This window comes from Amnibacterium kyonggiense (assembly GCF_004364555.1).
Lineage (GTDB): Bacteria > Actinomycetota > Actinomycetes > Actinomycetales > Microbacteriaceae > Amnibacterium > Amnibacterium kyonggiense.
In genome coordinates this window covers 353,297-372,170 of sequence record NZ_SOAM01000003.1, presented here as the reverse complement: position 1 = coordinate 372,170, position 18,874 = coordinate 353,297, and the positions used below count along the sequence as shown (strand labels likewise).

29 protein-coding genes and 1 tRNA gene are annotated in these 18,874 nt (G+C 70.7%); 22 read left to right on the top strand and 8 right to left on the bottom strand.

Features of this window, described 5'->3' with window-relative positions:
• Positions 1 to 7: 7 nt before the first annotated feature.
• Positions 8 to 742: a hypothetical protein gene (locus CLV52_RS15060; protein ID WP_133767172.1), complete on the bottom strand. Its 735-nt coding sequence runs from the start codon at positions 740 to 742 to the stop codon at positions 8 to 10.
• A 107-nt stretch (positions 743 to 849) separates the two neighbouring features.
• Between CLV52_RS15060 and CLV52_RS15055 the strand changes: the two genes are divergently transcribed.
• Positions 850 to 1,308, top strand: a complete 459-nt coding sequence (locus CLV52_RS15055; RefSeq protein WP_133767171.1) for a hypothetical protein — start codon at positions 850 to 852, stop codon at positions 1,306 to 1,308.
• A gap of 13 nt (positions 1,309 to 1,321) precedes the next feature.
• Here the strand turns inward: CLV52_RS15055 and CLV52_RS15050 are convergent, their stop codons facing one another.
• Together CLV52_RS15050 and CLV52_RS15045 are read right to left on the bottom strand one after the other, a co-directional pair.
• Positions 1,322 to 2,056 (bottom strand): ABC transporter ATP-binding protein, encoded by a 735-nt coding sequence (locus CLV52_RS15050; protein WP_133767170.1) that lies wholly within the window; start codon positions 2,054 to 2,056, stop codon positions 1,322 to 1,324.
• A complete protein-coding gene (locus CLV52_RS15045; RefSeq protein WP_133767169.1) occupies positions 2,056 to 2,880 on the bottom strand; it encodes an ABC transporter permease in 825 nt (274 codons plus the stop codon). The genes CLV52_RS15050 and CLV52_RS15045 overlap by 1 nt, the downstream gene beginning before the upstream one ends.
• A gap of 140 nt (positions 2,881 to 3,020) precedes the next feature.
• Here CLV52_RS15045 and CLV52_RS15040 point away from each other — a divergent pair, with 140 nt between their 5' ends.
• From CLV52_RS15040 to CLV52_RS15030, 3 genes are read left to right on the top strand one after another with little or no spacing between them, the layout of a single operon-like run.
• Positions 3,021 to 3,866, top strand: a complete 846-nt coding sequence (locus CLV52_RS15040) for an ABC transporter ATP-binding protein (RefSeq protein ID WP_211342715.1) — start codon at positions 3,021 to 3,023, stop codon at positions 3,864 to 3,866.
• The gene (locus tag CLV52_RS15035) at positions 3,863 to 5,431 is read left to right on the top strand and encodes an ABC transporter permease (RefSeq protein WP_133767168.1); all 1,569 of its coding nucleotides are present in this window, start codon (positions 3,863 to 3,865) and stop codon (positions 5,429 to 5,431) included. Before CLV52_RS15040 ends, CLV52_RS15035 begins: the two co-directional genes overlap by 4 nt.
• A 49-nt stretch (positions 5,432 to 5,480) precedes the next feature.
• Positions 5,481 to 5,744 carry a DUF3039 domain-containing protein gene (locus tag CLV52_RS15030; RefSeq protein WP_133767167.1) on the top strand — a complete coding sequence of 88 codons (264 nt, stop codon included), beginning with the start codon at positions 5,481 to 5,483 and terminating at the stop codon, positions 5,742 to 5,744.
• 6 nt (positions 5,745 to 5,750) lie between these two features.
• Here CLV52_RS15030 and CLV52_RS15025 read toward each other — a convergent pair whose 3' ends face one another.
• The gene (locus CLV52_RS15025; protein WP_281276093.1) at positions 5,751 to 7,046 is read right to left on the bottom strand and encodes a nicotinate phosphoribosyltransferase; all 1,296 of its coding nucleotides are present in this window, start codon (positions 7,044 to 7,046) and stop codon (positions 5,751 to 5,753) included.
• Positions 7,047 to 7,226: 180 nt separating this feature from the next.
• Here CLV52_RS15025 and CLV52_RS18970 point away from each other — a divergent pair, with 180 nt between their 5' ends.
• The 4 genes from CLV52_RS18970 to rdgB are packed head-to-tail and all read left to right on the top strand — an operon-like array spanning position 7,227 to position 9,622.
• Positions 7,227 to 7,394 carry a hypothetical protein gene (locus CLV52_RS18970; RefSeq protein WP_162850874.1) on the top strand — a complete coding sequence of 56 codons (168 nt, stop codon included), beginning with the start codon at positions 7,227 to 7,229 and terminating at the stop codon, positions 7,392 to 7,394.
• Between the two features lie 52 nt (positions 7,395 to 7,446).
• On the top strand, positions 7,447 to 8,307 hold the full coding sequence (gene murI, locus CLV52_RS15015; RefSeq protein ID WP_133767166.1) for a glutamate racemase: 861 nt from the start codon (positions 7,447 to 7,449) through the stop codon (positions 8,305 to 8,307).
• On the top strand, positions 8,304 to 9,038 hold the full coding sequence (gene rph / locus CLV52_RS15010; protein WP_133767165.1) for a ribonuclease PH: 735 nt from the start codon (positions 8,304 to 8,306) through the stop codon (positions 9,036 to 9,038). Before murI ends, rph begins: the two co-directional genes overlap by 4 nt.
• A complete protein-coding gene (gene rdgB, locus CLV52_RS15005; protein WP_133767164.1) occupies positions 9,035 to 9,622 on the top strand; it encodes an RdgB/HAM1 family non-canonical purine NTP pyrophosphatase in 588 nt (195 codons plus the stop codon). The genes rph and rdgB overlap by 4 nt, the downstream gene beginning before the upstream one ends.
• 90 nt (positions 9,623 to 9,712) lie before the next feature.
• Here the strand turns inward: rdgB and CLV52_RS15000 are convergent, their stop codons facing one another.
• From CLV52_RS15000 to CLV52_RS14985, 4 genes are all read right to left on the bottom strand, one after another.
• Positions 9,713 to 10,381 (bottom strand): DedA family protein, encoded by a 669-nt coding sequence (locus tag CLV52_RS15000; protein WP_133767163.1) that lies wholly within the window; start codon positions 10,379 to 10,381, stop codon positions 9,713 to 9,715.
• 31 nt (positions 10,382 to 10,412) lie between these two features.
• Positions 10,413 to 10,492 (bottom strand) — tRNA-Leu (locus CLV52_RS14995).
• Between the two features lie 398 nt (positions 10,493 to 10,890).
• Positions 10,891 to 12,036, bottom strand: coding sequence for a tyrosine-type recombinase/integrase (locus CLV52_RS14990; protein WP_133767162.1), 1,146 nt, complete (start codon positions 12,034 to 12,036; stop codon positions 10,891 to 10,893).
• 103 nt (positions 12,037 to 12,139) lie between these two features.
• Entirely contained in the window at positions 12,140 to 12,739 is a 600-nt protein-coding gene (locus CLV52_RS14985) for a helix-turn-helix domain-containing protein (RefSeq protein WP_162850873.1), read from the bottom strand.
• A 92-nt stretch (positions 12,740 to 12,831) separates the two neighbouring features.
• Between CLV52_RS14985 and CLV52_RS14980 the strand changes: the two genes are divergently transcribed.
• The 14 genes from CLV52_RS14980 (at position 12,832) to CLV52_RS14920 (ending at position 18,830) form a co-directional block, all read left to right on the top strand.
• A complete protein-coding gene (locus CLV52_RS14980; protein ID WP_133767160.1) occupies positions 12,832 to 13,020 on the top strand; it encodes a helix-turn-helix transcriptional regulator in 189 nt (62 codons plus the stop codon).
• Positions 13,017 to 13,550 carry a hypothetical protein gene (locus tag CLV52_RS14975; RefSeq protein ID WP_133767159.1) on the top strand — a complete coding sequence of 178 codons (534 nt, stop codon included), beginning with the start codon at positions 13,017 to 13,019 and terminating at the stop codon, positions 13,548 to 13,550. The genes CLV52_RS14980 and CLV52_RS14975 overlap by 4 nt, the downstream gene beginning before the upstream one ends.
• Positions 13,550 to 13,861, top strand: coding sequence for a hypothetical protein (locus CLV52_RS14970; RefSeq protein ID WP_133767158.1), 312 nt, complete (start codon positions 13,550 to 13,552; stop codon positions 13,859 to 13,861). Before CLV52_RS14975 ends, CLV52_RS14970 begins: the two co-directional genes overlap by 1 nt.
• A 33-nt stretch (positions 13,862 to 13,894) precedes the next feature.
• On the top strand, positions 13,895 to 14,305 hold the full coding sequence (locus tag CLV52_RS14965; RefSeq protein WP_133767157.1) for a helix-turn-helix domain-containing protein: 411 nt from the start codon (positions 13,895 to 13,897) through the stop codon (positions 14,303 to 14,305).
• A gap of 265 nt (positions 14,306 to 14,570) precedes the next feature.
• Complete coding sequence (locus tag CLV52_RS14960) at positions 14,571 to 14,912, top strand: hypothetical protein (RefSeq protein ID WP_133767156.1); 342 nt, start codon at positions 14,571 to 14,573, stop codon at positions 14,910 to 14,912.
• The gene (locus tag CLV52_RS14955; protein WP_133767155.1) at positions 14,909 to 15,100 is read left to right on the top strand and encodes a hypothetical protein; all 192 of its coding nucleotides are present in this window, start codon (positions 14,909 to 14,911) and stop codon (positions 15,098 to 15,100) included. The genes CLV52_RS14960 and CLV52_RS14955 overlap by 4 nt, the downstream gene beginning before the upstream one ends.
• Positions 15,097 to 15,318 carry a hypothetical protein gene (locus CLV52_RS14950; protein ID WP_133767154.1) on the top strand — a complete coding sequence of 74 codons (222 nt, stop codon included), beginning with the start codon at positions 15,097 to 15,099 and terminating at the stop codon, positions 15,316 to 15,318. The genes CLV52_RS14955 and CLV52_RS14950 overlap by 4 nt, the downstream gene beginning before the upstream one ends.
• 70 nt (positions 15,319 to 15,388) lie before the next feature.
• On the top strand, positions 15,389 to 15,775 hold the full coding sequence (locus CLV52_RS14945; protein ID WP_133767153.1) for a helix-turn-helix domain-containing protein: 387 nt from the start codon (positions 15,389 to 15,391) through the stop codon (positions 15,773 to 15,775).
• Entirely contained in the window at positions 15,772 to 15,927 is a 156-nt protein-coding gene (locus CLV52_RS18505) for a hypothetical protein (RefSeq protein WP_162850872.1), read from the top strand. The genes CLV52_RS14945 and CLV52_RS18505 overlap by 4 nt, the downstream gene beginning before the upstream one ends.
• A complete protein-coding gene (locus CLV52_RS14940; protein ID WP_133767152.1) occupies positions 15,924 to 16,223 on the top strand; it encodes a hypothetical protein in 300 nt (99 codons plus the stop codon). The genes CLV52_RS18505 and CLV52_RS14940 overlap by 4 nt, the downstream gene beginning before the upstream one ends.
• Positions 16,220 to 16,840 carry a hypothetical protein gene (locus tag CLV52_RS14935; RefSeq protein ID WP_133767151.1) on the top strand — a complete coding sequence of 207 codons (621 nt, stop codon included), beginning with the start codon at positions 16,220 to 16,222 and terminating at the stop codon, positions 16,838 to 16,840. The genes CLV52_RS14940 and CLV52_RS14935 overlap by 4 nt, the downstream gene beginning before the upstream one ends.
• A 19-nt stretch (positions 16,841 to 16,859) precedes the next feature.
• Positions 16,860 to 17,135, top strand: a complete 276-nt coding sequence (locus CLV52_RS14930; protein WP_133767150.1) for a hypothetical protein — start codon at positions 16,860 to 16,862, stop codon at positions 17,133 to 17,135.
• A 221-nt stretch (positions 17,136 to 17,356) separates the two neighbouring features.
• The gene (locus tag CLV52_RS14925; protein WP_133767149.1) at positions 17,357 to 18,265 is read left to right on the top strand and encodes a DUF6731 family protein; all 909 of its coding nucleotides are present in this window, start codon (positions 17,357 to 17,359) and stop codon (positions 18,263 to 18,265) included.
• Between the two features lie 13 nt (positions 18,266 to 18,278).
• Positions 18,279 to 18,830, top strand: a complete 552-nt coding sequence (locus tag CLV52_RS14920; RefSeq protein WP_133767148.1) for a hypothetical protein — start codon at positions 18,279 to 18,281, stop codon at positions 18,828 to 18,830.
• Positions 18,831 to 18,874 lie beyond the last annotated feature (44 nt).

Below are 18,874 nucleotides of genomic sequence, written 5' to 3'. Positions count from 1 at the left end.
CCCGGGATCAGCCGGCGACGGCCTGCGGCGGGTCGGGGAGGCGCACCTCGTCGGGGAACGTCGCAGGCGCCGGACCGAACGCGTCGCGCGTCGCCGACACGACCCGCCTCCCGGCGATGCGGTTGCCTGCGCCGCCGACGACGGCGCCGATGCCGAACGGCACCGCGCGGAAGACGATGCTCGTGCCCTGTCGGGCCGCGAAGCGGCGCACGAAGCTCTTCCGGACCCGGTCGGTGAGCCCCTTCAGCATGGTCGAGGGCAGTCGCTTCGTCACGAGCTCGCCCCAGTAGGCGCCGCGCGGCTTGCCGTTCCCGGTCACCTCGCCGGCGAACTGCTGCACGATGCTCGCCCCGGCGGGGCCCATCATCAGCGCCATCACGAGCGTGCTCGACCGCTCGGGATCGGTGGCGGGGACGCCGTGCACCTCCGCGACCGACTGCGCGAACAGCGCGCTCGCCTCGAGGAAGCCGACCGTCTCGGCACCGCTGATGCCGAGCGCCGCGATCGTCCCGACACCCGGGACGACGGCCGCCGCCCCCGTCGCGGCGCCGCCGGCGGTCACCGCAGCGACGTAGCGCTTCTCCAGGATCCGGATCACCTCGTCGGGCGACGCGGTGGGGTTGTGCTTCCGGATCGACCGGAGGTGCGCGAGCACGACCGGTCGGTGCACGGACAGGAGGCGGTCGAAGCCCTGCTTCGTCCAGCCCGATGCGACGTCGTCGCCCTCGTGATCTGCGCTCATGGTGGACGCGATCCTAGGAAGCCGTGCCGAACGGCAGCCGGGCGTCAGCCCGGTGCTACCGTCGGGCGGTCCCGGAGGGGACGACCCGATCCGCCCGAGAGGCCCGCTTGACCATCCCGTACTTCGGCCCGCACCAGAACGTCGTGTTCGTGCCGGCGCTCCTCGCACTGCTGGCCGCGACGATCGTGATCTGCCTGCCCATCGTCTTCGCGCCGAACCTCCGGCGGTCCCCCCGGCGCACGCCGGTGATCGCCCTCGTCGTGGTCTTCGCCGTCGTCGCGCTCGTCGGCACCGGCTGGCTCGCCGGCATCGGCTTCCGCACGCTCGGGAACGAGCGCGCAGCGGTGCGGTCGTGGATCGCGAAGACCTACGACATCCGGTTGGACCCGGGACAGGTCGGGGAGCTCATCGACGGCGGGAAGCCGTTGCAGGCGCTGCCGGAGGTCGCGGCACGGCTCGGTCTGGACAAGCCGGACGACGAGAAGACGCTGGAGCTGAAGCCGACCGAGGCGGACGGCGACGTCTACGAGCTCTGGTTCGCGAAGAAGCCGCTGCCGACCACCTGACGCCCGGCGGGCCTCAGGCGTAGTCGGTCGTGTACCGGTCGAACGCCTCGTCGATCGGGCCGTCGTACTGCAGCTTGCCCTTGTCGAGGTAGATCCCGCGCTGGCAAAAGCGCTTCAGGTCGCCGTCGTTGTGCGACACGAAGAACATCGTCCGGCCCTCCGCGAGCATCTCCTCGATGCGCGCGTAGCACTTCCTCCGGAAGCCGCGGTCGCCGACCGCGAGGACCTCGTCGACGAGCAGGATCGGCTCGTCCAGCCGGGCGATCACGGAGAACGCGACGCGCACCTTCATGCCGCTCGACAGGTGCTTGTAGGGGGTGTTGACGAAGTCCTTGATCTCCGCGAACTCGATGATGTCGTCGAACTCGTCGGCGATCTCGTCCTTCGACTTGCCGTGCAGGCCCGCCGCGAGGAAGACGTTGTCGCGCACCGAGAGGTCGTCGACGAAGCCGCCGGTGATCTCGATCAGCGGTGCGACGCCCTGCCGCACCGCGACGGAGCCCTCGTCCGGGATCAGCACCTCGGCCACCATCTTCAGCAGCGTCGACTTGCCCTGGCCGTTGCGGCCGACGACGCCGATCGACTCGCCCTCGGCGACGTCGAAGCTCACGTTCCGGAACGCCCAGAACTCGTCGGGCGCCTGCCGCAGCTCCTTCCGGCCGAGCATGTCCTTCAGGCTCCGCTTGCGGCCGCGGTCGCGCTGGAAGCGCACCCCGACGTTGTCCACGGAAATGACGGGAGCGGCCATCAGAGCTCCTTGAGGACTCGGGGGACCGACCGGCGGAAGACGACCGCGCCGATCGTGAAGAGGATCACCGACACGACGGTGCCCTCGGCGACGTAGACCCAGTCGACGATGTCGGGGAAGAAGCAGCCCCGGTACAGGTCGAGGATGCCCGCGAGCGGGTTGAGCCCGTACAGGAAGTGCAGGACCGGGTTGCCGATCGAGGGGTGGTAGAGCACGGGCGCGCCGTAGAACAGGACGCGGAGGCCGAGCTTCACGACCCGCTCGAGGTCGCGGTAGAACACGGACAGGGGCGCGATGATGAAGTTGCAGCCGACCGTGAGGAGCACCTGCAGCGCGATCGCGACGGGCAGGTAGACCACGAGCATCGGGCTCGGCGCCTTCAAGTAGCAGAGCGCGAAGACCACGATGATCGAGAGGCTGATGAGGAACTCGATGCCCTTCGAGGCGATCTGCCGCAGGATCCAGATGCTCCGCGGGATCTTCACCGAGCGGATCAGCTTGCCCTCCTGCCGGAAGGCGCGCGTCGCGTCGGACAGGTTGCCGTTGAACCACGTCCACGGCAGCACGGCGCACAGCAGGAAGATGATGTACGGCTCGTGGGCCAGGTCCGCGCGGCGCGGGAAGACGAAGCCGAAGATCGCCCAGTAGATCAGCGCCATCAGCAGCGGGTCGATGATCGACCAGAGGTAGCCCAGCCGGCTCGTGGTGTAGCGGACCTTCAGGTCGCGCGTGGTGAGCAGCCACAGCGAATGCCGGTAGCGCGCCCAGTACGACGTGCGCTTCGCCGGACGAGCGGCGCGCGGCGCGGAGACGGCAGTCGTCACAGAGGTCCTCGGACGCGGCGGATCGGGTGCTTGCGGCGGCCGCGGCGCCGACGGTCGATGGTAATCGACACGCGGGCGGGGCCCCGGTGCCACGCGGACCCGCCGCCCGAGCGGATCGACCGGTCGATACAGTCGACGGCGTGACGGCGCCGGAGCTCCCCCAGTCCAGCACCCGGTCCGGGGAGCGGGCGGCGGGCTCGGACGCCGCGGGGGAGCCGGACGGACCGGAGGTCGTGCTCGCGATCGAGGGCCTGACGAAGCGGTTCGGGGACACGGTCGCGGTCGACGCGATCGATCTCGCCGTCGAGGCGGGCTCCTTCACCGGCATCGTCGGGCCGAACGGCGCGGGCAAGACGACGACCCTGTCGATGGTGACGGGGCTCCTGCGTCCCGACGGCGGCCGCGTGCTCGTGCACGGCATCGACGTCTGGGCCGAACCGGACCGCGCCAAGCGCGCGATCGGCGTGCTGCCCGATGCGCTGCGGCTGTTCGACCGGCTCTCCGGCGCGCAGCTGCTCCACTACTCCGGCGTGCTCCGCGGCCTCGATGCGGCGACCGTGCGGCAGCGCACGGCCGACCTCGTGTCCGCGTTCGGGCTCGAGGACGCGACCGGCCGGCTCGTCGCCGACTACTCCGCGGGCATGACGAAGAAGATCGCGCTCGCCGCCGCGATGATCCACTCGCCGCGCCTCCTCGTGCTCGACGAGCCGTTCGAGTCGGTCGACCCGGTGTCGGCGGCGAACATCGTCGAGATCCTCCAGCGCTACGTCGCCGCGGGCGGCACGGTCGTGCTCTCCAGCCACGGCATGGACCTCATCCAGCGCGTCTGCGACCACGTCGCCGTCATCGTGGGCGGCCGGGTGCTCGCCCAGGGGACGACGGACGAGGTGCGGGCGGGGGAGTCGCTCGAGGAGCGCTTCGTCGCCCTCGCCGGCGGCCGGCGCGCGGCCGCGGGCATGGAGTGGCTGCACTCCTTCACCGAATGACCGCCGTCCTGGTCCGCCTCAAGCTGCGGCTGCTCGTCGGGCAGTTCCGGCGGAGCCCCTGGCAGGTCGTGGGCCTCGTCCTCGCCCTCCTCTACGGCGCCGGCATCACCCTGATGCTCGTCGTGACGCTCGTCGCCCTCCGTCTCGCGCCCGCCCCGATCTCGGAGGCCGTCGTCATCGGCGGCGGCTCGCTCGCGGTGCTCGCCTTCCTGATCGTGCCGATCTTCGTGGGGATCGACGACACGCTCGACCCGCGCCGCTTCGCGCTCTTCGGCCTCGACCGGACCCGCCTGGCGATCGGGCTCGCGGTCGCCGGCGTCGTCGGCGTGCCGGGGCTCGCGCTCCTCCTCGTCGCGTTCGCCACGGTCGCCACCTGGTCCCGCTCGCCGCTCGCCGCCCTCGTGGCGCTCGTGAGCGTGCCGATCATCGTGCTCACCTGCGTGCTCCTCTCGCGCATCGCGGCGACGAGCGCCGGGCTGCTGCTCTCGACGAGGCGCTCGCGGGAGACGGTGGCCGCCGTCCTCGTGATCGGGATCTCCCTCCTCGCCCCGCTGGTCGTGGTGCTCACGAACCTCGAGCTCGGACGGCGGGCGCTCACCGCGATCGGGTCGGTCGTGGCGGTCCTGGCCTGGACGCCGCTCGGCGCCGCCTGGGCCGCGCCCGCGAGCGTCGCGAGCGGCAGCGCCGCGGGCGCCCTGCAGCTGCTCATCGCGGTCGTGACCGTCGTCGTGCTCGGCCTCGTCTGGCGGGCGCTCGTCGGCGTGGCGCTCGTGTCCTCGGGACGGCAGGCGAAGCCGCAGACGCTCGCGGGGATCGGCTGGTTCGGCCGGCTGCCCGCCTCGCCGCGCGGCGCGATCGCGGCCCGGGCCACCTCCTACTGGGCGCGGGACGTGCGGTACCGCGTCAGCGCGATCAGCATCCCGGTCACGCCGATCGTCCTGGTCCTCGTGCTCGGGCTCGCGGGCGTCGATCGCCCGGTGCTGGCGCTCATCCCGGTGCCCGTCGTCGCGCTGTTCCTCGGCTGGGCGACGCACAACGACATCGCCTACGACCACACGGCAATCTGGCTGCACGTGGCCGCGGGGGTGCGTGGCGTCGACGACCGCCTCGGCCGGCTCGCGCCGGTGCTCGTCGTGGGCCTCCCGCTCCTCGTCGCCGGCTCGTTCGTGAGCGCCGCGGTCGCCGGCCGGCTCCTGCTCGCCGCGCCGCTCATCGGGGTGGCGGTGTGCCTCCTGCTCGTCGGCATGGGGATCGGCGGGGTGAGCTCCGCGCTGATGCCGTACCCCGTGCCGCGCCCGGGCTCCTCCCCGTTCCAGCAACCGAACTCGACCGGCGGGCTCGCCGCCGTCGTGCAGTCCGTGCTGTTCCTGCTCCAGCTCGTGCTCTCGGCGCCCGCGATCGTGCTCGGGCTGCTCGCGGTGCAGGGCTCGACCGCCGCCGCGTGGGGATCGCTCGCCGCCGGGCTCGTGGTCGGCGCGCTCGTGCTCCGGCTCGGGACGGCGTGGGGCGGCCGCGTGTTCGAGCGGCGCGGCCCCGAGATCCTCGCCGCAGCCCTCCGCGCCTGATCGGTTCGATCGCACCACCGCCGGCGCGCTTCGCCCTACCCTGGTCGGCATGGCGCGCGACTCCGTGACCGATCCCGGCGGCGGGACGTCGACCCTCGACCGCGAGCTCGAGGAGCTGCTGAACGGCGAGATCACCGAGGACGGCGACCACGACCGCTTCTCGCACTACGTGCAGAAGGAGAAGATCGTCGAGTCGGCCGTCACCGGCAAGCCGGTGCGCGCGCTCTGCGGCAAGGTCTGGGTCCCGGGCCGCGACCCGGAGAAGTTCCCGATCTGCCCGGACTGCAAGAAGATCTACGACCGCCTGCGCTGACCCGAGTCAGGCGAGGACGGTCGGGATCGCGGGGTCGCCGCCCGAGAGGCGCATGGCGACCTGGGGGAGCTCCGCGACGACGCGGGCATGGTGCTCGCGTGCGGCCCGGACGCCCGCGGTGCCCGTGAACGCGGGGTCGATCCGACCGTCGACCACGAGCGGCACGACGAGGTCGCGGGCGCCGGCGACCTCCGGCTCCGCGTCCGCGACGACGATCCGCTCCTGAATCGCGACCCCGTCCTCGAGCAGGCGGAACGCCCATTTCCGCCCGGCGTTCCCCGCCTTCTCCACGGACTTCTTCGCGACCGGGCGCATGGAGCCGTCCACGTCGGCGCGCTCGACGAGCTTGTAGACGAAGCCGGCGGTGGGGTGGCCCGAGCCGCCGACGAGGCGCGTGCCGGCGCCGTACGAGTCGACGGGGGACGCCGCGAGCGCGGCGATGGCGTACTCGTCGAGGTCGTTCGTCACGGTGATCCTCGTGCTCGTGGCGCCGAGCTCGTCGAGCCGGTCGCGCACCGCCTTCACGACCACCGGCAGGTCGCCCGAGTCGATGCGGACGGCGCCGAGGTCCCTGCCGACGAGCCGGACCGCCGTCTCGATCGCGGCCATCACGTCGTAGGTGTCGACGAGCAGCGTCGTGCCGGCGCCCATCGCGTCGATCTGCGCCCGGAACGCCTCCTCCTCGCTGTCGTGCAGCAGCGTGAACGCGTGCGCGGCCGTGCCCATCGTCGGGACGCCCCAGGTGCGGCCGGCCTCGAGATTCGAGGTCGCCGAGAACCCCGCGATCCAGGCGGCGCGGGAGGACGAGACCGCGGCCTGCTCGTGCGTCCGCCGGGACCCCATCTCGGCGAGCGGGCGCTCGCCCGCCGCGGACACCATGCGGGCGGCGGCGGTCGCGATCGCGCTGTCCGCGTTCAGGATGCTGAGGATGAGCGTCTCGAGGATCACGCCTTCCGCGAAGGTCCCCTCGACCGTGAGGACGGGGGAGGAGGGGAAGTAGAGCTCGCCCTCCCGGTAGCCGCTGATCGAGCCGGAGAACCGGTAGTCCGCGAGCCAGTCGAGCGTCCGCGATGAGACGACGCCCTCGGTGCGCAGCCAGTCGAGCTCGGTGTCACCGAATCGGAACGCCTCGACGGCGTCCAGCACTCGTCCGGTCCCGGCCAGCACGCCGTACCGCCGGCCGCCGGAGAGGCGCCGCGAGAAGACCTCGAACACCGAGGGGCGCAGAGCCGTGCCGTCGCGGAGCGCCGCGTCCAGCATCGTGAGCTCGTACCGGTCGGTGAGAAGGGCGGTGCTCGTCACCCGGAGCAGCCTAGGGAACGGCCTCCGCGCGCCGCTGGGGGAGGCGTGCTCCCCCCAAGTGGGGTCTGCGGCGGCGACGCCGCGATCCCTACGCTGGTCCGACCCCCGGTCACCCAGCCGGGCTCCCGTCCGGTCACCCAGCCGACGGCGCACCAGTTCCCCCCGGAAGGTCCCCCTTCGATGGTCCTCACCCAGGACGTCACCGCGCTCCTCAGCACCGCGCTCCTCGCCCCCGTCCGCGCCGTGGAGGCGTTCGACCTCGTCCCCGCAGCCGTCGTCGCCGTCGTGCTCGTCTCCTTCGCCGTCGCGCTCGTGACGGTCTCGGTGCGCCGCCGCGACGCCGAGTAGCCCGCCGGCCCGCTGACGGGCCGTAGAGGCGGAGGCCATAGGCTGTCCGGCCGTGACGGACGCGCCGATCGGGGTCTTCGACTCGGGCGTCGGCGGGCTCACCGTGGCCCGGGCGATCATCGACCAGCTGCCGAACGAGTCGGTGCTCTACGTCGGCGACACCGCCCACTCGCCGTACGGGCCGAAGCCGCTCGCCGAGGTGCGCGCCTACGCCCTGGCGGTGATGGACGACCTCGTCGCGCAGGGCGTCAAGCTCCTCGTGATCGCGTGCAACACGGCCTCCGCCGCGATGTTCCGCGACGCCCGCGAGCGGTTCACGCTCGGCGCCGGGATCCCCGTCGTCGAGGTCGTGCTGCCCGCGGTCCGCGCGGCGACGCGGCGCACCACGACGAAGCGCATCGGCGTGATCGGCACCGAGGGCACCGTCCGATCGCACGCCTACGTCGACGCCTTCGTCGCGGACCCGGACATCACCGTCGTCCAGGCGGCCTGCCCGCGGTTCGTCGAGTTCGTCGAAGCCGGCGTCACGACGGGGCCCGAGCTGTTCGCCGCCGCGGAGGAGTACCTCGCGCCGATCCGAGCGGCGGACGTGGACACCCTGCTGCTCGGCTGCACCCACTACCCGCTGCTCTCCGCCGCGATCCGGCTCGTGATGGGCCCCGAGGTCGCACTCGTCTCCTCCGCCGAGGAGACCGCCGCGGACGTCTACCGCGAGCTCGTGCAGCACGACCTGCTCCGCACCGCATCCGCCCCGCCCGTGCACCGCTTCGAGGCCACCGGCGGGAGCGAGGGCGCGTTCCTCCGCCTCGCCCGGCGGTTCCTCGGTCCGGAGGTCGCGAGCGTCGACCTCGTGCAGACCGGGGCGATCACGCTTCCGCCGACAGCCCTCCCGACGACAGGAGACCCGAGATGACCGAACGCCGCGACGGCCGCGCCGCCGACGACCTGCGACCCGTGACGATCGAGCGCGGGTGGAGCACGCAGGCGGAGGGCAGCGCGCTCATCTCCTTCGGCGGCACCCGCGTGCTCTGCACGGCGTCGTTCACGAACGGCGTCCCGCGCTGGCTCCAGGGCAAGGGACGCGGCTGGGTCACGGCCGAGTACGCGATGCTGCCGCGCTCGACGAACGACCGCATGGACCGCGAGAGCGTGAAGGGTCGGATCGGCGGCAGGACCCACGAGATCAGCCGCCTGATCGGGCGCTCCCTCCGCGCCGTCGTCGACACGAAGGCGCTCGGCGAGAACACGCTCGTCATCGACTGCGACGTGCTGCAGGCGGACGGCGGCACCCGCACGGCCGCGATCACGGGCGCCTACGTCGCACTCCACGACGCGATCGAGTGGGGTCGGGACAAGCGCTTCATCGGGCAGAAGGCCGTGCCGCTGCTCGACTCCGTCGCCGCGGTGTCCGTCGGCATCATCGACGGCGAACCCATGCTCGATCTGGCATACACGGAGGACGTGCGCGCCGAGACGGACATGAACGTCGTCGCGACGGGTCGCGGCCTGTTCGTCGAGGTGCAGGGGACCGCCGAGGGCGCGCCGTTCGACCGGAGCGAGCTGGACCGCCTCCTCGACCTGGCGCTCGCCGGCACCGAACGGCTCGCCGCGCTGCAGCGGGCGGCGCTCGAGGCGACCGCGTGACGGCGGCACCGCGGCGGATCGTTCTCGGGACCGGCAACGCCCACAAGGTCGTCGAGCTGGCCGCGATCCTCGGTCCGCTGCTGCCCGGCGTCGAGTTCCTTCGGAACGAGGGTCCGTCGCCGGTCGAGGACGCCGACTCGTTCGTCGGCAACGCGCTGATCAAGGCGCACGCGGCGTTCTCCGAGACGGGGCTGCCGGCCATCGCGGACGACTCCGGGATCGCGGTCGACGCGCTCGACGGGGCGCCGGGCATCCACTCCGCCCGCTACGCCGGGACCGGGCGCGACGAGGACAACCGGGCGCTCCTCCTCGAATCGCTCGGCGACGCGGCCGACCGGTCCGCGCGGTTCGTGTGCGCGGCCGTGTACGTCGACGGCGACCGCGAGGTCGTCCGCGAGGCGGTCTGGGAGGGCGAGATCCTGCGATCCGAGCGCGGCGAGGGCGGTTTCGGCTACGACCCGCTCTTCGTGCCGGCGGACGGCGGCGGCCGCACCGCGGCCGAGCTGTCGGCGGATGAGAAGAACGCGCTGAGCCATCGCGGCACGGCGTTCCGCGAACTCGCGGAGGCGATCGCGGCGCTCTGACCGCCGTCCTCCGCCGATCGCGGGCGGGATGCGACGGGACGGGCGCGATCGCCCGCCCGAGTCGTCGGGAAGCGCCCGGGATCCCGCGGGTCAGTCGGTCGAGACGCTCTCGCCGGAGGTCTTCTTCGCCTCGCGGTGGTTCTTCCAGACGTGGTAGAGCGTCGGGATCAGCGTGAGGACGACGGCCGCGAGCAGGATGAACTCGATGTTGTGCTGCACGAAGTCGCGCACCGGCGGGATGAAGCCGATCAGGTAGCCGACGAAGGTGATGCCGAAGCCCCAGGCGAGTGCGCCGATCGCGTTGAAGAGGCTGTACCGCTTGTAGTTCATGCGGCCGACACCCGCCGCGATCGGGGCGAGGGTGCGGACGATCGGCACGAACCGGGCGAGGATCACCGCGAGCGGGCCGTACTTCTCGAAGAACGCGTTGGTCCGCGTCACCTGCGCCCGGCTGAAGAACCCGGAGTCCTTCCGCTCGAAGATCCGCGGCCCGGTCTTCTTGCCGATGTAGTAGCCGAGCTCGCCGCCGAGGAACGCCGCGACGGCGATCGCCGGGGCCGCGATCCAGATGCTGATCCCGAGGCCCTGCTCCGCGCTGATGCCGGTGATGAGCAGCAGCGTGTCCCCGGGGAACACGAACCCCACCAGCAGGCCCGTCTCCGCGAAGATCACGGCGCAGACGATGAGCAGTCCGACCGGCCCGGCCGCCGCGAGGGCGTTCTGGTCGAGGAACGGGAAGAGGGCGTTGACGGTCGTCATCATCCGTGTCCCTCCACCACCGTCCCGGCAGTGCGGGAAGAGGGACTCGAACCCTCACGCCGAAGCACAGGAACCTAAATCCTGCGTGTCTGCCAGTTCCACCACTCCCGCCGGAAGCGGGCTCAGTGTATCCGTGACGAGCGACGTCGCCAGGACCATCCTCCATGGAGGTCCTGTGGAGAACGGGCGACGCCGATCCCGGCGCCTCGGCACACTGGCGCGCATGACCGATCCGGTGCGCGTGATCGCCGACTCGGTGCGCACGAGGGCGCGGCGCGGGACGCTCGTCGGCGCGCCGGAGGAGGCGGTGCAGGAGGAGCTGCGGCGCTACGCCGAGCACGCCTTCGCCTCCGACGCGCCGCTCATCGCGGACGAGCGCCGCGCCGAGCGGCAGATCGTCGCCGACCTGACGGGGTTCGGGCAGCTGCAGCCGCTGCTTGACGACCCGGCGGTCGAGGAGATCTGGATCAACTCCCCGCCGAGCGCCGAGATCCGCCAATCGGCGCGGGTCACGCGGTGGTCGCGACCAGTCCGGTCCGCACACGGTCCGCGGGAACGGCGAGTGAGGTTCGCAGGAGGTCGTCAGCGGCCTTCCTCGTCCGGTCGTTCCCGTCCGGCCAGAGGTGCGCGTAGACGCGCAGCGTGATGTCCGCGGACGCGTGGCCGAGGGCGCGCTGAACGGTCACGACGTCGCATCCGGCGGCGATGAGACCGGAGGCGTAGAAGTGACGCAGCTGATGTGGGGTCACGTCCGTCGTGCCGGACTTCGCGTTCCCCGTCCCGAGCCCCGCGGCGCGGGCGGTCTTGTCCCACGCGTACTGCAGGCTGCGTGGCCACGCAGGACCGTCCTCGCGGCCGACAAGGAGCCAGCGGTCCGTTCCGTAGACGCCGACCGTCTCGATGTGCCCGCTGAGGATCTGGAGCAGCCCGTCCGCGAGGTGCACGGTGCGCTCCGAGCCGTACTTCGGCCCTCGGATCTCCAGCGGGTGTGGGGCGATGCGCTGAACCTGTCGGCGGACGTCGAGCGTGCGGCGGAGGAAGTCGACGTCGCCGAGCTGGACGCCGTTAGCCTCGCCGAAGCGCAGCCCGGCGAACGCACAGAGCGCCACGAAGGGCTTGAACCAGTCCTCCGCGGCCGCGTAGAGCGCGCCAACGTCCTCGGTGGACGGGATGGTCATCCGTGCCTCGCGGCGGCGCTTGCGTGGCAACACGACCCCAGCGGTGGGGTCGGCGGCGATGATCCTGTCCCGGACGGCGGAGCGAAGGATCCGGCGGATGTTGTCGACCCGCTGGTGCACGGTCAGCGGAGCGAGGCCCGCCACGGTGAGCGCTTTCACCCAAAGCTCGACGTCGGACCGCTTCACGGTCTTGATCGGCTGATCGGCGAAGGGGCATTGTCGGAGCGCGAGCTCCATCGCCTGGCGCGTGTTCGTCTCCCAGAGCTGCCGGGCGCCCCAGTCGGCGTAGTACGCGCGGAGCGTGACGCCGCCGGCGCGCGGGTCGACGTAGGTGCCAGAGACGATGGAGGCGGTCTGCTCGTCGAGCCACCGCTGCGCCTCGCGCTTCGTCGCCCGGTGAGTGGCGTGCTCCCTGCCGGCGGCGTCGCGGTAGCGGGCGCGCCAGCTACCGTTCGGGCGCTTCTGAATGCTCGCCATCTGCAACTTCCTCGTCCATCGTGTGTCGGACGGTCGTGTTCGATCCCGCGCGGTCGCTCTCGTCACGGGGGCCGGCGGAAGAGAGCCTCGAGTCCGGGAGGAGTTAGCCGCTTTCGTCAGCGGCCGTGTAGTAGGCGTCGCGTTGCCAGTCCTCGGCGAGGGCCTGGGTCAGGAGCATTCCCCGTCCTGCGAGCACACTCGGAAGCGCTGCCTCGAGGACGCTCCGGACCACCCGCACGGGCGAGGTCTGCATTCGTTCGAGCGTCTCGTGGTATTCGAGGTCGCGAACCCGTGAGTGCGGGGTCTCCGGTTCCCACAGGGGTTGCTGGCCCAGTGCTTCCAGATCTCCGGCAGCAGCGAGCCGCAGTTGAGCGTCCGTGTACAGCCATGCAGAACGTGTGAGGTCGCGCTCGGCGTGGAGGTATTGCCTGCCCGCCGCGTCGAAGGCGCGCTCAGTTGCGGCGCCCGACAGGAGGAAGTCGAGCTGTACCTCGAGCACCTTCGCGATCGCGACCGCCTCCGAGAGGCGAACGGCTCGAGTGCCGTTCTCGATTCTGGAAATAGCGGACGCGTCGACTGAGAGGCCGTGGCCGCCTAGTGCTTCGGCGAACGCACGCTGACTCAAGCCGCGCTGCGTGCGAACAGCCTGGACGGCGGAGCCGAAGCTCCCGTCGACATCTGGCCCCTCTTCGTGGACTTGCATGAATCGCACTGTATTGCGTTGACAGCAATTGGCGGAAGCCATACGGTCATGCTGTCCCCACAACGGGGTGCAGCACTGCAACAGGAGGACCTATGGACGAGATCAACCTCCTGACGCTGACGGAGGCGGCCGCGCTCCTGCGCCGTAGCCCCGCTCAGCTCAGGTGGCTTCGGCATCAGCAGACCGGCCCGAAGTCAGCTCTCATCTCGGGGCGGATCTTCTACCGCCGCGAGGACATCGAGCGCTGGGTCGCCGAGCAGTTCAGCCGAGATGCGTCGTGACATCGGTCGCGACGGCCGAGAACAGAAGTGCCCCGCAGGAGCAGCAACTCCGGCGGGGCGGTGTCCGCAACCCAACGATCAGGAAGAGCAACGACCTCATGAACGTACACGCACGCGTTGACACCGTCTCAGCGCCAGAGCATCGGCTCCGCGACACCCTCGAGCGTGCTGCTGATCTCCGCTGGCAGGCCGCTCTTGCTTTCGCCCGCGACGTCAGGACCTCGGGCGGCATCGTCCGCTTCGTCTTCGCCGATGAACCCGTCGCCAATGCGATCCGGCTCCTACGCACGCCGGTCGGGGAGGAGATCGTGTTCATCGCCCGCGACGCCGCCAAGGAGAGGCAGGTCGAGGCGGTGCCGGCCGAGGTCATGTCGGCGTCGGTCGGGGAATCGATCATCTGGGGGTACCGAGGCTCCGAGGACCTCTGGAGAGTCGGGCACCGGTACCGACTCGTCGGGTCGGTGCCGCCTGAGGGCGCCGAGGACGCGGTGCCGGCGCTGCTCCTCCTGCGCGTGAGCGGGAACGCCTGATGAGTGTCGCGGTCGGCTCAATCGTGGTGGGTGGGCAGCGCTTCGACTTCGCTGAGCACGACTGGGATGAGAGCGAGCTCGAGGCGGGGCCGCCCGTCTTCGATCTGCTCGTGGACCTGCCACCGCAACTCGGGATCGACGTCCAGCGGCAGGGGCCCCGATGTGACGGGGCCTGGGGCGTGGATCTCGAGTTGCACACACACAAGGGGGCTGTGACGCCGGGGGAAGCGCGCAGATGGGCCCACGCGGTCATCGCGGCCGCGGCGTTGGCGGAGCGATTTGAGGAGCAGAGAACGGGGGCCGCCTCGTGATGCCGGCTTCGGGTATCGGGCGGGAGCGGGCGGATGAGCTGGAAGGCGGTCGAGTGGGCGAAGACGTGGAACGGAGAGCTGACCACGGCGGAGGCGTTCGTGCTCTTCATGATCGCCGAGCACTTCAACGAGAAAGAGCTGCGGGCGTGGCCGAGTGCGGGGACCCTCGAGCGGCAGACGCGTCTTGGGCGCAGCACCGTCTTCCGGTCGATTCGGAAGCTCGAGGGCAAGCACCTCATCGAGATCGAGACGTGGATGACGCCGCAGGGGCGGTTGCTGTCGAACCGGTATTGCTTGCCGCTCTACAACGATCGGTCAGTGCCGCGACCGGGTGGCCGCGTCGTGCGGCAGGAGTTCGGGGCGGACGGGAAGTGGCTGACCGAGGACGCGGAGGAGGAGTGGGTGTTCTCGGAGGCCGATTTCGCCGAGGGGACCGCGTCCTGACCATTGGGGGTAGTGCCACCGTGGCACTACCCCCGACTGGGCGCGAGGGCGGCGATCCGTCCCGCTGTGGGACCACCCCGGTCCCGCTGTGGCACTACCCGTGGTGCCACAGCGGGACCGAAGTAGTGCCACAGCGGGACTGCCTAGATAGAACCGGTAGGAGAACCTCTAGACGAGATCCACATCCTGAAGCTCTAGGCCCGCGCGGCGCGGGCCGCACCGGACAGCGATCGCCTTCGGTCGGATCTCGAGTCGAGGCGCGGCCGTGAACGCCGACGGTCGGATGAGCACCTCCGTTTCGCGCGGAACGAACGTCGGGCCAGTGCTGCAGCTCCCGCTCCGGTTTGTGTCCGAGCAACGCTGCGGCCGGCGCCATCGAATCGCGGCGGGCTTTGCTCGCTGCGTCTGGCCGGGAGCGGTGGTGTCCGGCGGTGGTCAGGTCGCGATCGTCGTCGCCTGCCGGCCGTTGCGGGTGGTGCTCGTGGAGCGGCTGCGGTGGGCATTCACCCTGCTCGCGGAGTACCGGACGTTCGGCTTTGGGCCGGAATGCAGCGGCTTGCACGAGCTCGTCGTGATCGACCACGACGGATCTGAGGAGGCACCGTGAGCAAGCAGCGATCGAAGGCCACGATGCGGGCGCCACACCCTCGGCTCGATACCGATGCGATGGCGCGGAGCCTCGTCGAGCGGGGTCTTGCGTCGCCGTTGATCCTCGAGTCGACGGGCTTCCCGTTCCAGCGGTACGTGCTCCAGAAGCGGCAGCGGGGCGTTCCCTTGAAGCGGACTGAGCAGTGAGACGGCCAGAAGCGGCCGACGACGCGCAGCTAGCGCGGCTCGCGGCGTCGCTGCGGGCGCTCGAGCGTCGCCGCCCGGGTTCGATCCGTGAAGTGCTTGTTGCTCTCAAACCCGAGAGCGAGGCCCCCGACTCTGACGGCCTGGCGGCGGGCGATCCGATGGTCGAGGCGGAGCGGATGCTCGCCGCTGATCCCGACCCGGACGAGCTGTCGCGGTGATGTCGGTGGCGTGCCGTATCACGCGCGCACCCGCGCGCGCTGCGGCGGTGGTGACTGGTCACCTGCGGGCATGAGCGATCGGTTCATTCAAGACCGCGGAACGGTGTCGGGCGATTCCGAGGCGTGGGCGCGTCTCGTCGTCGAGGTCTCGCGCCTGACCCGGATGAAGCACCAGGTGAGCGGAGTGTGGCCGCCGCTGCTCCTGGACTTCCTGCGAGCCGGAGGGGCCGCGGCGGAGGCTGCTCCGACACGGGCTGTTTCGGATGCGAAAGGTCCGAGCGGTGCCTTCGGGAGGGTGGGGGAGTCGACGAAGGAGGCCGCGATGCGGATGAGATGCAGCGAGCAGCACGTGCGTGCGCTGGTCCGCGCCGGTCGCCTGCCGGCGCAGCGGATCGGCCGCACCTGGGTCATCGAGCCTGGTGCTACGGATCGCCGTCGCCCGCGGAGCGGCTCATGAGCGACACCGAGCGGGTCTGGGTCCGGAACCGGGAGACCCTCGCGACCCGCTCGGTCCTCGTCGCCGAGGCGGGCCTGCTCGGCGACGCGTGGGAGCAGATCACGACCGCGCAGGCCGCGGCCGTGCACATCGAGGGAAGGGAGCACCGGTGAGGCACTACCGGAGTCGGATCACGAAGCGTCTGCGGCAGACGGAGCAACTGCTGCCGGTCGAGGAGCGGGCCGAGAACGGCGGGGAGTGGGAGTCAATCAGCGAGGCTGACGCCGTTGCGGATGTCCGCTACATCCGCAACAGGGGCGGCGCTGTCCACTCGATCGGCACGGCCGACCTCGCTGCGGCCCTCGCTGCCGGCGGGGAGGAGATCACCGCGGCGGACGCGCAGGCCGAGTCCCCGAAGCTCTTCGGCGGCCAGGCTGCCGTGGCCAGCTCGCCGGCAGTGGGCGCGTGAGCAAGCCTCGAGCCACCGTCGATGCGCCCGTGCGGGAGCGGCCGGCGGAGATCCTGCGCGCTGCTGACGAGGAGATCGTCGAAGCCGATCGGCGCCTCGCTGAGCTCGAAGCGGCTGTCGCGGACGGCGACGACTCGGTCTCGATCGACGACGTCGACGCGGCCCGTCGGCAGTCGGTGTGGGCGCGACTGCGCCGGAAGGGCGCCGACGCGAAGGCGGCGCGGGCCAAGCAGCAGCACGCCGAGGCTCGATACGCGCGCCTGGTCGAGAACATCGTCCCTCGAGCGATCGCCGACAACTCAGCGCGGGAGGCGGAGCTGCTCGAGCGGGCGCGGTCGATCGTCGCTGAGCTCCTTGAGCTGAACCACGCCCGGAACCTCGCGATCGTCGCCGTCACGCGGTACGCGGCTGACCCGGCCAACTTCCGCGGCGACGAGGACGCCCTCATGGACGTCTCGATCGCCGACGACGCCAGCGTGGCGGCGTTCAGCTGGCATGGCGCCGAGTTCGAGTTCCGCGCTCCCTCGGACATCGTCGTGGCGCTGCTGCGGCCGCTGAAGTCCCGCATCCGCTCCACGAGCCAGGGCAGCACACCGCCCTGGATCGACACGCTCTGACCTGCCTGAGGAGGCACCCATGGCTGATGTGCACTACGTCCGCAACGAGATCGGACACGTCCACTCCGTCGACCACGACCACTTCGAGAACGTCCTCCACGACGAGGTCCGAGGTCGCAAATTCATGCGGCCCGGGGTGACGGAGATCACCGAGGCGGAGGCGCGAAAGGCGAACCCGCAGCTCTTCGGGGCGCGCGATCGGAACATCGTGCACACCGCGAAGGAACTCCAGGAGAAGCGAGCGCGGCGCCAGCTCGAGATTGAGATGGGCGAGCTCGACATCGAGAACGAGTGAGCGCACCCCTGCGCCGGACGCTGTGACGAGTGATGACGCGTCCGGCGCAGGTCTAGCGAGGCCCTGCGCCGACATCGGCCGTAGGTGCGAGCTCGGTCGACAGGAAGCGCAGTGAGGTCAGGCTGTCGTCCCACGATGAGTGTCGCTGTCCGCTCAGTGGCTCCCCTTGGATCCAGGGGCCTCGGCCCCGACGGCGCGCACGGATCTGCCAGCATGAGCCGATGTCAGGACCCAAGCGGACCATCTACTTCATGGAGCCGGTCGTCCTCGACGCCAAGGGCAAGGTGTCGCCCATCCAGGTCGGGTTCTGGGATGCGCTGCATGACCACGTCTCGACGCTGCAGCCCGCCAGCCGGTCCGCCGAGATCTTCGGTCGACGCATCGATGGTGAGGCGGCGGAGGCTCTGTCGCCGGCACGGAAGTACCTCTACGTGGGGAAGCATCGGCCGAAGGCGGACTGGCCGCATGCGACGGACGCCAGTGGAGTCACGGGTGCGATCGACTCGTCAGTGGTCAGCGCCATCATCGAGTATGCCTACCTCTTGCCGGTGCCCGGGACGAACTATGTCGGGCTGCTCCGGTCCTCTGGGGGCGCCACGTTCTCAGCGCTCGAGGCATGGTTGACGAGTGTTTGCCCCAAGTTGCCGCAAGGTGGTTCGGTGGTCCTCCGACCCTACGTGCGAAAGGACCAGCTCGAGCGTCTCGCCAAGGCGCGCGGGGCGTCCAAGGTTGAGCTCAAGATCGACCCCAACACGTTCGGCACGAAGGCGCCGGTGGGTGGTGACCTCGCTGGCGCGCTGGCTGAAGCCCAGGAGATCGCAGGAGGAGGCGTTTCCGTCGAGCTCTCGCTGAGCTTCGGGCGGGCCACGCCCTCGGAGGCAGGCTCGGAGAACCTCGCGAAGCAGGTGCAGGCGCTGCTCAAGTCTGGGATCCCGCTCCAGAAAGCGAAGGCGACGGTGGTCAACGAGGACGAACACGGCAAGCTCGTTCGGGACCACATCGACTTCTTCCGGGACAGGGTCACCGTCACCTCGGAGGTCGGAGCGTCCGAGGACGAAGCTCCAACGCCGTCCGCGGCTGTGTCGGCGATCACCGAGGCGACCAAGACCTTCCTGAAGCGGCTCGACTAGAAGGAGGCCCCTGGTGAAGTCAGTCATCGCGGGGGTGCAAGACCACCCTGGCCGGGTCGAGATCGTGCTCCTCGTTCTCGTTGCCGCACACGCAACCGTTGCCCAGCTGTGGGGCATGGGCGCCATCTGGACTTCCCTAGCAGCAACGGACGTCGCTGTCGCTTCTCCGATCTACCTAGCGCTGCTCGGGCCAGCAGCGATCGTCGGAGGCTTCTCTGGCGTGGTGATCATCTACGGCCTGCAGTCCGACAGTCCGCGGTTCCGGAAGTTCCGGATCGATGCAGGCGCAAGCTTGAAGAGGACCTGGACCTCGACTGCAACGGCCGGATTCTGGGCAGCCGCCTGCAGCGGCGTGGCCGCGGTTCTCGCCACCTCAAACGAGCTGTCGTGGCTCGCTCCGTGGTTCTTTGAACTCGGGATCGTGTTCCTCGCGCACGGATCGCTGCGCCTCATCTGGATCTTGCGAAACCTGGTTGAGACCGTGCACGCCGATGACATCGAGCGGGAGCAGAAGAAGAACGAGGTGCCTGTCTCTGCGTTCGGATTCAACCGACGCGCATCCTGACTGCACGCTCTCGCCGGTGCGCGCTTACGATCGGTGATGGAGCG

Coding starts and splice junctions, on each gene's coding strand:
- CLV52_RS15060 (WP_133767172.1), bottom strand. CDS start 742: ATGAGCGCAGATCACGAGGGCGACGACGTCGCATCGGGCTGGACGAAG.
- CLV52_RS15050 (WP_133767170.1), bottom strand. CDS start 2,056: ATGGCCGCTCCCGTCATTTCCGTGGACAACGTCGGGGTGCGCTTCCAG.
- CLV52_RS15035 (WP_133767168.1), top strand. CDS start 3,863: ATGACCGCCGTCCTGGTCCGCCTCAAGCTGCGGCTGCTCGTCGGGCAG.
- CLV52_RS15030 (WP_133767167.1), top strand. CDS start 5,481: ATGGCGCGCGACTCCGTGACCGATCCCGGCGGCGGGACGTCGACCCTC.
- CLV52_RS18970 (WP_162850874.1), top strand. CDS start 7,227: ATGGTCCTCACCCAGGACGTCACCGCGCTCCTCAGCACCGCGCTCCTC.
- rph (WP_133767165.1), top strand. CDS start 8,304: ATGACCGAACGCCGCGACGGCCGCGCCGCCGACGACCTGCGACCCGTG.
- CLV52_RS15000 (WP_133767163.1), bottom strand. CDS start 10,381: ATGACGACCGTCAACGCCCTCTTCCCGTTCCTCGACCAGAACGCCCTC.
- CLV52_RS14990 (WP_133767162.1), bottom strand. CDS start 12,036: ATGGCGAGCATTCAGAAGCGCCCGAACGGTAGCTGGCGCGCCCGCTAC.
- CLV52_RS14985 (WP_162850873.1), bottom strand. CDS start 12,739: ATGCAAGTCCACGAAGAGGGGCCAGATGTCGACGGGAGCTTCGGCTCC.
- CLV52_RS14980 (WP_133767160.1), top strand. CDS start 12,832: ATGGACGAGATCAACCTCCTGACGCTGACGGAGGCGGCCGCGCTCCTG.
- CLV52_RS14970 (WP_133767158.1), top strand. CDS start 13,550: ATGAGTGTCGCGGTCGGCTCAATCGTGGTGGGTGGGCAGCGCTTCGAC.
- CLV52_RS14965 (WP_133767157.1), top strand. CDS start 13,895: ATGAGCTGGAAGGCGGTCGAGTGGGCGAAGACGTGGAACGGAGAGCTG.
- CLV52_RS14945 (WP_133767153.1), top strand. CDS start 15,389: ATGAGCGATCGGTTCATTCAAGACCGCGGAACGGTGTCGGGCGATTCC.
- CLV52_RS18505 (WP_162850872.1), top strand. CDS start 15,772: ATGAGCGACACCGAGCGGGTCTGGGTCCGGAACCGGGAGACCCTCGCG.
- CLV52_RS14930 (WP_133767150.1), top strand. CDS start 16,860: ATGGCTGATGTGCACTACGTCCGCAACGAGATCGGACACGTCCACTCC.
- CLV52_RS14925 (WP_133767149.1), top strand. CDS start 17,357: ATGTCAGGACCCAAGCGGACCATCTACTTCATGGAGCCGGTCGTCCTC.